A 12,997-nucleotide genomic window follows, 5' to 3' on the forward strand; every position below is an offset into this window, starting at 1 on the left:
AATAATGAAAAAAACCGCAATCATTTTAGGCGCAACGGGATTAACGGGCGGTATTTTGTTAGAAAAGCTTTTAAAAGATCCCTCTTTTGAAAAAATAAAACTTTTTTCGCGAAGTTCCGCAGAAAATAATTCGTCAAAAGTTGAAGAACATTTAATAAACATGTTTCAATTGGAAGACCATTCCGAAGCATTTAAAGCCGATGTGATTTTCTGCTGCATTGGTACCACAAAAGCCAACACTCCCGATAAGGAAACATATAAAAAGATTGATAACGGAATTCCCGTCACAGCTGCAAAACTTGCAAAACAAAACGGGATTAAAACGTTTATTGTAATCTCCGCAATGGGTGCAGATGCAGATAGCAGCATTTTTTATAACAAAACCAAAGGCGAAATGCAACGCGATGTGTTGCAACAAAATATTGAAAATACATATGTTTTACAGCCTTCGTTGATAGTTGGCGATAGAAATGAAAACCGTTTTGGCGAAAAAGTAGCAACAGTTTTTATGAAAACCTTTGGGTTTTTAATTCCGAAGAAATACAAAATGATTAAAGCTGAAACGATTGCAGAAGCAATGTTAGTTTTGGCAAAAGAAGGGTTTTCAAAGCAACAAATCACTTCCGACGAAATTAAAAAAATAGCCCAAAATGCAGGAAATAGAACGTAAATTTTTAGTCACTTCCGAAGCTTTTAAAAATGAAGCCCACAAACGAACCCGAATTGTGCAAGGTTTTTTGAACACAAATCCTGAGCGGACGGTGCGAGTTCGGATTCAAGGAAATGATGGCTTTATTACGATCAAAGGAAAATCAAACAAATCAGGTCTTTCCCGTTTTGAATGGGAAAAACAAATCTCACTAGCAGAAGCAGAAGAATTGCTTCACCTTTGCGAACCAGGCCTTATTGAAAAAACACGTTATGAAATTTCAAGTGATAGCCACACTTTTGAAGTGGATGATTTTATAGGCGAAAACGAAGGTTTAATAGTTGCTGAAATTGAACTCAGTTCCGAGACCGAACCTTTTTCAAAACCCGAATGGTTAGGAAAAGAAGTTACGGGTGATGTGAAATATTATAATTCAAATTTGAGTAAAAATCCTTTTAAAAGCTGGACAAATGAAAGCTAAACTACTTGTTGCAATTTCAGGAATTATACTTTTGGGGTGTGAAACCAAAGTTGAAAAAGAATACATCACCGAGCCTTGCCCTGAAGAAATAAAAATTCCAATGGCACAGTTAAAAGAAGACCTGACCAAAAAAGGGTTTCAAACCTTTGACTACATTGATGACAAATCGGGTGACACTATTTTGATGCAACAATATTTCATTGCTTTTTTAAAAAGCGGACCAACCCGTTCCCAAACTAAAGAAGAAGCGGACAGTCTTCAAAAGTTGCATTTAGCGCATTTGGGCAGAATGTATGAAGAGGGATTTGCAGATATTTCAGGACCGTTTGGCGATGATGGCGATATTCGAGGCATTACTATTTACAACGTGCCCACACAAAAAATGGCGGACAGCCTGGCCAACATGGATCCGATGGTAAAATCTGGAAGATTGGTAATTGAAATCCATCCCTGGTGGGCAGCAAAAGGTTTTTCGTTACGCTAACAGTGTTATAATGTTTTGAATCGTTTCTTTATCAGAAGTAGCAATAATTCCTTCTTCAAAAAAAGCATCACTGTGCATAGTAACTTTTGGTTTTTGAGCTAATAGTTGTTTTTTGGCTGTTGCCGAAAGATGAATACTATTAAATCCAGCTTCTTTAAATTTCAAAGCATTTTCTACATTAATTCCGCCGCCGGGCATAATTTCTATTTTGCCTTTTGAATGATTTTGGAGCTCTTTCAAAAGTGAAATTCCTTCAATTGCCGTGGGTTTTTGGCCCGAAGAGAGTAATCTGTTTACTTTTAAATCGATTAACTTTTGAAGTTCATCGATTGGATTTTCAACCCAATCAAAAGCACGGTGAAAGGTGAATTCCATTCCTTCGGATGCATCAATTAATTGCTTTGTTTTCATTGAATCAATTTTGTTTTCCGAAGTTAAAAATCCACTTACAATTCCTGCACAACCTAATTTTTTGCAGAATGTAATATCTCGCAACATTACGTCAAATTCTTCTTCGGAATAGGTGAAATTTCCACTTCGCGGACGAATTAAAACGTGTATAGGAATATTAAATTCCGAAACAACTTTTTCAATTAACCCTTGACTTGGTGTAAGTCCTCCAACAGAAAGTTCGGTAAAAATTTCTATTCGGTTTGCTCCGGCAAGTTGCGCAACTTGGGTGCTTTCAAAACTATTTGCGCAGATTTCTATAATCATTCAATTATTATTTCGTCAATAAATGTCCAGGCTTTGTGGCCAGCACCCTTTTGTCCATCGGGGATTGTTCCATAATTTGGAATTCTAATTTGCAAAATGCTGGTTTTTAAAATATAATTTTCTGACAATTCAACTTTCACTGTTGAAATGTTTGGCTCATTTTTTTTAAAATATTTTGTTATGTAAGACACTTTTTTTCCATCCTCATTATAACAATAGATTAAAACCTCTTTTGGAGAGTGAATCCATTGTCCGGGCGCATCATAAAATCGAAGGTTGGCGGAATTGATTTCTATTTCCTTCCCAAAATCAATCGTAATTTCCAAATCATCGCCCCAAAATCCAAGCCATTCTTTATCGCCATAGCGTTTATCACTACCTTGAATTCCATTAATCAATGCTTCTTTTCCACCCGCAGCATAGGTTGGATTTGGCGGTACGTTCAGTGAAATATTTGCTGTAATTCCTTTGTGGTAAATAATTTTTTCGGAAAAATCGCGACCAACTTTTTCGCCATTTTTGAAAACATTTGCAGTAATCTTCGAATCCTTTTCAATCAAAATGGGGTTTGAATACACTTTGCTTTCCACATTATTTATAGAATATCGAATTTCCTTTCCTTTTGTAGGGGTTGTCAATTCATAAAAAACATTTCCATTGCTTTTCGAAATCTTTCCCTCAATTTCGTATAAATGGTTGGCATAATTTATACTTAAAGCATCCAAACGTGGCATAAAATTTTCGACCCGAGAAAGGAACTCAGGATACTCTTTTTCCAAATTCTGTGAAGGACCGCTCCACGTAACCTCACTCATTGCAAGGATTCTTGGAAAAATCATATATTCCACTTGCTGTTCATTTGGAATATATTCAGTCCACAAATTGGCCTGTGCTCCAAGTATATATTTTGCCTCTTCCTTATTTAATTCTTTTGGAATTGGATTGAAAGAATACACCTTTTTCAATGGAAGAAAACCGCCAATCGCCAAGGGTTCATCGGATTTGTCACTTTGGTAATAATCAAAATAGGCGTGGGAATTTGGCGTCATAATCACGTTGTGCTTTTGTTTTGCGGCATCAATTCCGCCCTGCATGCCGCGCCACGACATTAAAGTTGCGTTTGGCGCAAGACCGCCTTCCAAAATTTCATCCCAACCGATTATTTTTTTTCCTTTACTGTTTACAAATTTTTCAATTCGCTGAATAAAATAACTTTGCAAACCGTGCTCGTCTTGCAAGTTCAAATCATTTATTAATTGCTGGCAATGCGCACAATTTTTCCACTTTATTTTTGGTGCTTCATCGCCACCAATGTGAATATATTCGCCTGGAAATAGTGGCATGACTTCGCTTAACACATTTTCTAGAAACGTAAAAGTCTGCTCGTTTGGACAAAAAATATCTTCAAAAACACCCCAAGTTGTGGCCACGGGAATTTGCTTCCCCGTGCATCCTAATTCTGGATACGCACTTATGGCAGCCTGTGCATGACCGGGCATTTCAATTTCTGGAATAACGGTGATGTTGTATTTTGCTGCAAAAGCAACGACCTCTTTTATATCTTCCTGGGTATAAAAACCACCATAGCGCTTCCCGTCAAACTTTTGTGGCTGATCGTTATAATGCCCAATAAGCGTTTCATCGCGAAAACCACCTTTTGAAGTGAGTTTTGGATATTTCTTTATCTCTATGCGCCAACCTTGATCATCCGTGAGATGCCAATGGAAATAATTCATTTTCAGCAGTGCAAGATTTGCAATGTATTTTTTGATGAATTCTTTATCAAAAAAATGTCGCGCACAATCTAAATGCATTCCGCGATACGGAAATTTTGGAAAGTCTGAAACCGTTAATTGCGGAAGTGTAAAACTTGTATTCTCCTTTGTTTTTTTTTGTTCCAATGCTATCGGAAGCAATTGCCGCAAAGTTTGGACAGCATAAAAAGCGCCACTGGAATCTATAGCTTTTATGATGATTTTTGAATCAGAAATATCCAAAAAATAACCTTCGGAAGGTTGGGAAGCATCTTTTTCAATTACAATTTTGGCCTTATTTTTTGAAGTACTTTGAAGTTGAAATCCTACGCCATTTTGAAGAAATTCATTGAGAATATTACCCGCGATTTCAAATTCTGTTTCAAAATAAACTGTAGTAGTTTCATCAAAATTGAAGTTTCCCGATTTCAATTCAATAGATTGTGGTTTTGGGATTAGCGCAGTTTCATTTTGCGAAAATATACAGAAGCTAATGGAACAGAAAATAACTAATAGATAGTTTCTCATTGCTATTTTATGAATTGGTTCAATGTTTTAAATCTAAGTATTGGCTTAGTTTTACTTTGAGTTGAAAAGAAAATCGTCTTGGTTTCGTTCGGCAACAAGTCGAAAAAATTATCTTCAAATTTACCTTTTGTGTCAGTCATTAAAAATACATTTTTCTGAAGTTTTTTTGAGAAAAGCGTTACCCTAAATCCTTCTTTCGTCTTTTCAGTTTTAGTTTCGATTTCATATTTCTTCAGCTTCAAATCTTTTGGTTTTGAAAAATAATGAATGTATTCACGCTTCCCAAAACTGACTTTTAAAACACAAAATGCTTTGTCAAACTTCAACCTTTTCAGTGGAATGGAAAATAGTACTTTGCTACTATTTTGTAGACTTTCAACTGAAATTCGGTTTTCATAAATTATGTTTCCATCAAAATCAATCAACTCCAGCGAAAGTGAATCTGTAATGGTTTCAAAAGTATCATTAACCACAAATATTTTTAAAGAATCGTTTTTTTCTTCCGCAGATATCAAAATATTTTCAAAAGCCTTTTTAACTTGATAATGCAAAGCCTTCCAATTTCCCAGATAATCAATGCTCGACCACGAAACGGCGGGCCAGGAATCGTTCAATTGCCAATAAAGCGTTCCCATATTGTAGGGTTTTGAACGGCGTTGAACGTGAATTCCTTTGGAAATTCCATACGCCTGCAAAAGTTGGCTTATATAAACATAATCCTCAGCGTTTTGTGGAATTGGAAAATCGCGCGCCATATAATCTTCAATAATCTGAAAACCTCGTGAGTGCTTTTGATGATTTGAAAATGCTGGATCTTTCAAAGAAACCGAATCTTTTCCAATGGCATATTTAATTGTTTCAATAGTCGGGTAAGACTGAAACCCAAACTCGCTCATAAACCGCGGTACTTCTTCCTCAAAATGTTCAAACGGATAGCCGTCGTGCCAGACCCACCAATCGTGCGCATCGCCTTCAAACTGATAGCGTTTATCGCCACGGCCGTATTTTGGCGAACTCTCCCAATAGGATACACTCGGGTTTAAGCTGTCTACCGCGCGTGGCAAAATATGATTAAAAAGAGCATAATAATTCTCCCAAATTTCTTGCTTTTCTACTTCGGTTTTATCGTCTTGCCAACCCCAACGCTGCCAACCTTCGTTGTTTTCGTTATTGCCGCACCAAAGAGCAATGCTTGGATGGTTTCGTAAGCGTTTTATATTTTGAATGGCTTCCTGTTTTACATTTTCCAAAAATGCTGCATCACCAGGATACATGGCACAGGCGAACATAAAATCCTGCCAAACAAGAATTCCTTTTACGTCACAGAGCTGATAAAAATAGTCATCTTCATAAATTCCGCCACCCCACACGCGGAGCATATTCATATTGGCAGAAACCACATCATCAATCAATCCTGAGTATTTTTCTTGATTTACACCCGCCTCCAACATTTGTTGCGGAACATAATTGGCGCCTTTCATATAAACTGGTTTCCCATTCAATTTGAAATAAAAACTTTCGCCTATGGAATCTTTTTCAGTAATTAATTCAATAGAACGAATTCCATGTTTTTTTGAATAGGATTCCAAAACACTTCCCTTATGAATTAATTCAATTTGAATGTCATACATAAATGGTTCGCCTAAATTATGCGTCCACCAAAGCTTTGGGTTTTTTACTTTAAAAGGTATTTGATATTCGCTTTGGCCCGCTTTGGTTTTAAAGGTTGAAGAAAAAGTTTCGGAGGTATTTTTATTTGTGATTTGAAGGGTAATTTCTTCCTCTTTTACTGTTTCAATTTCAAATTTTGCATCAATTTCTGCAAGCGTATCGCTAATAGATTTCGTTTGAAGAAAAGTGTCTGTAAGTCGCGCAAAATCATAACTCATCAAAGAAACATTTCGGCAAATACTCATCGTTTTTATAGTTGGAGCCCAATCCCAACCGTACTGATATTGTGGTTTTCTAGTGAAAACACGACTGCCCCCAGGAAGTTCGTAATCTAACTTTTCAGTCTTACTTTTTTCGATGGAATCTGAGTTTTTGAAAACAACGAGTAATTCGTTTTCAGCTTTTAATGCATCACTTAAATCTACTTCCCAACTTCGGAAAGCGTTGTTTGCCGAAAGGATTAAGCTGTCATTAAGAAAAACTTCGGCATAAGTATCTAATCCTTCAAACTTCAAAAAATGTTTGGGCCTGTTTAAGATTTCTTCGGAAACAGAAAATTGCTTTTTGTATTGCCAAGTCCTTTCGGAAACCCATTGAATGGAGTCTTCGTTATTTTTTAGAAATGGATCAGGTATTTCGCCCAACCTCAGCAAATCTGATTGTACAGTTCCGGGAACTTTGGCAGCTTGCCAATTGTCCTTTTTTGTCTCTGAAAATAGCCAACCTTCATTCAGTGAAAGCGTTTCATTGGGCATTTCTTCACAGGAAAGGAAGGTGAAAATAATTATGAAATAGGTGAAGTAAAGTTTTCCCATTCCACTAAAATAGGTGTTTTCAGAATAGCACATAAAAAAAATCTGCCTTGAAAAATTACAAGGCAGATTTACCAATCAACAATAAAAAAATTATGAAAAAAACTATCGCCAACCGCCACCCAAGGCTTCATATAAATCAACAATGGATTGAAGTTGGCTATTTTTTGCCGAAATTAGGTTCAAACTTGAATTCAACGCGTTTTCCTGTGCATTTAATACTTCCAAATAATTGGCGAGACCGTTGTCCAAAAGTTGTTCGGAATAACCAGTTGCCAAATCATAGGCTTCAAATTCTTTCTGTTTCACCTCAATTTTTTCAGTTGCAGCGTCGTAACTGTAAAGCGCATCCGAAACTTCTTTGCTAGCGTTAATAATTGCAAACCTAAAATCTAAATAGGTTTGTTCTTGCTTGGCTTGTGAAACCTCATATTGCGTGCGAATTTGTCGCTTGTTAAAAATAGGCTGCGTCAATCCTCCGATTAAAGTTGCAAACAGGGAATTGGCGTTGAAAAGTTTATCAATTTCTATATTCTGAAATCCTCCAGTTGCAGAAAGCGTTAATGAAGGATAAAAACTTGCCCGTGCTGCATTTGTTAGCTCGAAAGCATTCATCAAACTGAATTCAGCGGCCATTACATCTGGTCTATTTCTTAACAATTGTGCTGGGATTCCAGTTTTTAAAGGCATTTCAATGTCTTGATTTTCTAAACTTCCGCGAGTAATTTCGTGAGGCGCGCTTCCCAACAAAATAGACATTGTATTTTCTAGCAAACGCGCATCGTTTTTTAAATCGATTAAAATTCCCTGAGCGTTGTACAATTGCGCTTCGGTCTGTTTTACTCCTACTTCCGTAACATTGCCCGCTTCTTTTAAGGCCTGTGTGGTTTCCAAACCTCTAGATCGCGTAATTATAGTTTCTTCAGTAACGCGAATTTGTTCGTCCAAAGCCATCAATTGATAATAAACTGACGCAATATTGGCAATCAATCTACTTTTCACTGCTTGGTGGGCAGCAACACTTTGAAGATATGAGGCCTGAAAAGCCCTTTCATTGCTACGAATTTTTCCCCAGATATCGGCTTCCCAAGAAAGGCCAGCGCTCAATTCGTATTGACTGATGGAAGAAATATCGCCAAATTGATTAGTAGCAGGCAATTCCTGATGAGTGTATTGTGCCTTTCCGTTTAAGGAAGGAAAATAACCCGCCTTTCCTTGTTTTACATAAGCTTCAGCTATTCTAATTTGCTGAAGCGCCACGCGAATGTCCATATTATTTTTCAGTCCTTCTTCAATATAATTTTGTAGTGCTGGATCTGTAAATAATTCTTTCCACGAAACCGTTGCAATTGTTAAAGTATCTTGCGTAAGATTATCCGTTCTGTAATTGGCTTCGTTAACCACTTCTGGTCTTTCATAATCTTTGGCCGCAAAGCAAGAAACCAGCAAAAACGGAACGCTTGCAATCAACAGTAATGAATAAATTCTATTGGTTTTCATCTGTTTGGTTTTATTATTTTTTAGTGATGAATTTATTTGATTATTCATTGTTTTCAGGATTTTCTATTAGTTTATCGCCTGTTTCAATGCCGATAAGTTCTTCGGAAATTTCTTCATTATCTGTCGGTGGGCCTGTAATTTTTTCCTGTAACCATTGAAAGAATATAAATAGAATTGGAATCACGAATACCCCAAAAACAGTCCCCACAAAAAGTCCACCAACAGCTCCCGTACCGATGGAACGGTTTCCTGCCGCACCCACACCATTGGAAAGCACCAAAGGCATCAATCCAAAAATAAAGGCGAAAGATGTCATCAAAATTGGTCGAAGTCTTGCTTCAGCACCGTCAATTGCTGCATCAACGATGGATTCGCCATGCTTTCTTCGCTGTAGGGCAAATTCAACAATAAGAATTGCATTTTTCGCCAAGAGTCCAATAAGCATAATCAAAGCTATCTGGAAATAGATATTATTTTGCAGCCCCGTGAGTTGCGTTGTAATGTACGCCCCAAAAACTCCAACGGGTAAAGAAAGCAATACAGAAAAAGGCAATAAATAACTTTCATATTGTGCTGCAAGTAGGAAATAAACAAACACCAAGGACAAAATAAAAATGGTAGTTGTTTGGTTTCCAGCGTTTTTTTCTTCTAAAGTCAACCCTGAATAGGCAATGTCAAAATTACTTGGCAAGCTTTGTTTTACTTCTTCCACCGCTGCAATTACATCACCCGTACTATATCCAGGAGCTGTAGCCGCAGTAAGCTTGGTTGAATTGAAAAGGTTGAAACGCGTTACCGATTGCGGTCCGTACACTCTTTTTAATGTGACGAATTGCGTAATCGGAGTCATTTCGCCACTTTCGGTGCGCACGTAAATGCTATTCAAATCACTCTCACTTGCTCTGTCTTCTGGCAAGGCCTGAACATACACACGATATTGTTTTCCGAAACGGGAAAAATCTGCCGCGAAAATACTTCCTATATATCCCTGAAGCGTGTTGAAAATAGTTTGAACAGAAACCCCAAATTCTTTTGCCAACGGTACGTTCAGTGTCATTTCATATTGCGGATAACGCGTGTTGAAAGACGATTGCGCATATTGAATTTCTGGTCGCTGACTAAGTTGTGCCATAAATTCCTGGTTTACTTTATCTAAATCGGTAAAGCTTCCGCCGGAGCGATCCAGTAAATTTAACTCTGCACCCGCCGAGTTCCCAAAACCTGGGATACTTGGTGGGGAAAAGAATATAATCTGAGCATCAGGAATCTGGGCGGCAATTCCGAAGAGTTGTCCCGTAATGGATTGAACAGAAAGTGAATCGGCTTTTCGATCGTTCCAGTCATTAAGCCTAATAAAACCAAGACCGTAGTTGCTTCCTGCACCACTTATCAAACTTCGCCCGTCAATAACAGAAACCCCTTGAACGCCTGGAAGATTTTTAATTTTCTGATATAGAACTTGGTTAATTTCGTGGGTTCTATCAATGGAAGAGCCTGCTGGTAGCTCCATATTCATAAATATAATTCCACGATCTTCATCTGGTACAAATCCAGTTTTTGTAACTGATGAAGACCACATAATTCCTGCAACTGCCAAAAGCAGAATGAACACGGTAATCCATTTATGACGGTATAGGTAATGAACGGATTTACCGTATTTGTTTATAGTAGCCTTAAAACCACGATTGAAACCGTTAAAAAATTTCTGAATAAAACCTGGCTTTTTACTGTTTTGTTTTTCATCGTGTCCTTTCAAAAATAAAGCACACAAAGCCGGTGTTAAGGTAAGCGCGTTTACTGCGGAAATGATAATCGCCACAATTAGGGTTACACCAAATTGTTCGTAAAACACCCCCGTTGGACCCTTTATAAAAGTTACGGGAATAAATACTGCAGACATCACCAAAGTAATGGAAACAATGGCCCCTGAAATTTCGTGCATCGCATTCAGCGAAGCTTTCTTGGAACTTTTTTCGCCTTCATCAATCTTTGAGTGCACCGCCTCCACGACCACAATGGCATCATCTACCACAATACCAATTGCCAATACCAAGGCAAAAAGTGTCAATAGGTTTATTGAATATCCGAACAAATTCAGAAAGAAAAATGTTCCAATAATTGAAACCGGTACCGCAATTGCAGGAATTAAAGTTGAACGGAAATCCTGTAAAAAGATAAATACAACCAAGAAAACCAAAAGGAATGCTTCAACTAAAGTCATTACCACTTTTTCAATGGAGGCATTCAAAAAGTTATTGGTATCGTAAGGAATATAATAAGTAATACCATCTGGCAAGTCGCGTTCTACGTTTGCTAGTTGAACCTTTATGGCATCAATAATCTCCTGTGCATTGGATCCTTTGGTTTGAAAAATACCCATATTTACCGCGGGGTATCCATTGGTCACTGAGCTACCAGCATAGGATTGTGCTCCAAGTTCTATTTTGGCAATATCACTCAATTTTAGAAATTCGCCATTGCCCAATGCTTTTATTACAATATCGCTGTATTGTTGCTCAGTTTTGTACCGCCCGGAATATTTAATTGTGTATGAAAATGCTTCACCATTATTCTCACCCAAAGCTCCCGCCGCAGCTTCCAAGCTCTGTTCTTTTAGGGCAGCCACAACATCTGAGGGCATCAAACTATAGGCTGCAAGTTTTTGTGGGTCTAACCAAATACGCATGGAATAATCCTTTCCTCCAAAAACACTAACATCACCAACCCCGTTCACCCTTTGTAACTCTGGGATTACATTTATTTTCAAATAATTTTGAAGATAGGTATCGTCATAATCTTTGTTTTCACTGTAAAAAGAAAGAAACATCAACGCAGAAGTCTGCTGTTTTGAAGTGGTTACCCCGGTTTGGATTACTGCCTGTGGCAACAATGAATTCGCACGCGCCACGCGATTTTGAACGTTTACAGCAGCAATATCTGGATCTACATCCTGATCAAAAAAGACGCTTATAGATGCGGTTCCAGTATTGGTGGCGGTAGAGGTTAAATAGGTCATTCCTTCTACCCCGTTAATTTGTTCTTCCAGCGGAATTATAACACTTTCAAGAATAGTCTCTGCGCTCGCTCCCGGATAGGAGGCATTTACTTGAATAGTTGGCGGCGCAATATCTGGATATTGCGTGATTGGGAGATTCGATAGCCCCAAAACTCCGAGTATTACTATAATTATCGAGATAACCGTAGAAAGTACGGGTCTGTCTATAAATGTTTTTAACATGATTGGTTTTTCTTAAACGGTTATCTGAAAACTTTTTCGATAGGTTTGGCAATGCTGTCAAAAGGCATTTCCTGCGGCTTTATTTTTGTGTCTCCGCGGAGTTTATTGGCGCCTTTGGCTACAATTTTATCGCCTTTTTCAAGACCAGCTTCAACCACATACAGATTTTCAACTTCGGCTGCGATAGTTATTTTTGTGGAAGTAGCAGTGCTGTCTTGACCCACTTTGTATACATAAACGCTCCCCTGTTGCTCAAAAGTTGCTTCCTGCGGAACAACCAAAGCATCTGTAAACACTTTCGGAATCTGGATTTTTCCACTGTTTCCGTTCGTTAAAATTCGTGATGGATTGTCGAATATTGCTCTAAAAGAAATAGAACCAGTATTTGCATTCACTTGTGAATTTATAGTTTCAATCGTTCCTTCTTCTTCATAAAGACTTCCGTTTGCCAATAACAATCGAACTTTAGGCATTTTTTTAATTTTCTCTTCAATCGTTTTTCCTTCGGCATTTTGAATAAAATCTAGGTACTCCTTTTCATTCATCGAGAAATACGCATACACTTTACTAATGTCCGCAACCGTAGTCATAGGAATTTGTGACGAAGGACTAACCAATGCCCCTTTCCGCAAATTGATGGAACCTACATAACCATCTACGGGACTTTTTATATTTCCGTAATCAATGTTTGCGGCAATACTGTTGTAGCCACTTTTAGCCTGCTGAAGTTTCGCCTTAGCTGTTTCTAGCTGCACATTACTGATGATGTTTTTTTCCACCAATGGTTTTAGTTTGTCAACCTCAACTTGAGCGGCGTTCACGTTGGCCCTAGCAGCAGCGGCATCTTGACTTAAAGTTTGGGTTTCCAAACGGAAAAGCGTTTCTCCTTTTTTAACTTTTTGACCTTCATCAACAAGAACATCTGTAATGTATCCTGAAATTTTTGCCTGTACTTGGCTATTTACAATTCCCTCAATACTGGCAGGATACGTAGTATATGCCGTTACTGTCTTTGTTGGTATTGTTACCACCGGCAATGTTGGAGCTTGTGGTGCCCTTTGGGCCTGTTGTGAACTTTTATCGTCACCACAGGATGAAAACAATAGTAGCATTCCTAAAGCTATGGGAAGAGAGTGCATTAAATTTTTCTTTTTCATTGTTGA

9 protein-coding genes are annotated in these 12,997 nt (G+C 37.9%); 3 read left to right on the forward strand and 6 right to left on the reverse strand.

Annotation, left to right across the window (positions count from 1 at the left end; genetic code table 11):
* Positions 1-4 precede the first annotated feature (4 nt).
* From ESU54_RS00305 to ESU54_RS00315, 3 genes are read left to right on the forward strand one after another with little or no spacing between them, the layout of a single operon-like run.
* Positions 5-670: an NAD(P)H-binding protein gene (locus ESU54_RS00305; RefSeq protein WP_111843102.1), complete on the forward strand. Its 666-nt coding sequence runs from the start codon at positions 5-7 to the stop codon at positions 668-670.
* Positions 651-1,130: a CYTH domain-containing protein gene (locus ESU54_RS00310; protein ID WP_111843101.1), complete on the forward strand. Its 480-nt coding sequence runs from the start codon at positions 651-653 to the stop codon at positions 1,128-1,130. The genes ESU54_RS00305 and ESU54_RS00310 overlap by 20 nt, the downstream gene beginning before the upstream one ends.
* On the forward strand, positions 1,120-1,614 hold the full coding sequence (locus tag ESU54_RS00315; RefSeq protein ID WP_111843100.1) for a YciI family protein: 495 nt from the start codon (positions 1,120-1,122) through the stop codon (positions 1,612-1,614). The genes ESU54_RS00310 and ESU54_RS00315 overlap by 11 nt, the downstream gene beginning before the upstream one ends.
* Here the strand turns inward: ESU54_RS00315 and ESU54_RS00320 are convergent.
* From ESU54_RS00320 to ESU54_RS00345, 6 genes are all read right to left on the reverse strand, one after another.
* On the reverse strand, positions 1,606-2,331 hold the full coding sequence (locus ESU54_RS00320; protein WP_111843099.1) for a copper homeostasis protein CutC: 726 nt from the start codon (positions 2,329-2,331) through the stop codon (positions 1,606-1,608). The two genes, ESU54_RS00315 and ESU54_RS00320, sit on opposite strands and share 9 nt — an antisense overlap.
* Positions 2,328-4,613 carry a beta-N-acetylhexosaminidase gene (locus tag ESU54_RS00325; protein ID WP_111843098.1) on the reverse strand — a complete coding sequence of 762 codons (2,286 nt, stop codon included), beginning with the start codon at positions 4,611-4,613 and terminating at the stop codon, positions 2,328-2,330. The genes ESU54_RS00320 and ESU54_RS00325 overlap by 4 nt, the downstream gene beginning before the upstream one ends.
* Before the next feature lie 2 nt (positions 4,614-4,615).
* Entirely contained in the window at positions 4,616-7,099 is a 2,484-nt protein-coding gene (locus ESU54_RS00330; RefSeq protein ID WP_111843266.1) for a beta-mannosidase, read from the reverse strand.
* A 102-nt stretch (positions 7,100-7,201) separates the two neighbouring features.
* Complete coding sequence (locus ESU54_RS00335; protein WP_170253241.1) at positions 7,202-8,596, reverse strand: efflux transporter outer membrane subunit; 1,395 nt, start codon at positions 8,594-8,596, stop codon at positions 7,202-7,204.
* A gap of 40 nt (positions 8,597-8,636) precedes the next feature.
* Positions 8,637-11,834: an efflux RND transporter permease subunit gene (locus ESU54_RS00340; RefSeq protein WP_111843096.1), complete on the reverse strand. Its 3,198-nt coding sequence runs from the start codon at positions 11,832-11,834 to the stop codon at positions 8,637-8,639.
* A 20-nt stretch (positions 11,835-11,854) separates the two neighbouring features.
* Entirely contained in the window at positions 11,855-12,991 is a 1,137-nt protein-coding gene (locus ESU54_RS00345; protein WP_111843095.1) for an efflux RND transporter periplasmic adaptor subunit, read from the reverse strand.
* Positions 12,992-12,997: the final 6 nt, after the last annotated feature.

It is taken from the genome of Aequorivita antarctica (genome assembly GCF_007997155.1).
Taxonomy (GTDB): Bacteria; Bacteroidota; Bacteroidia; order Flavobacteriales; family Flavobacteriaceae; genus Aequorivita; species Aequorivita antarctica.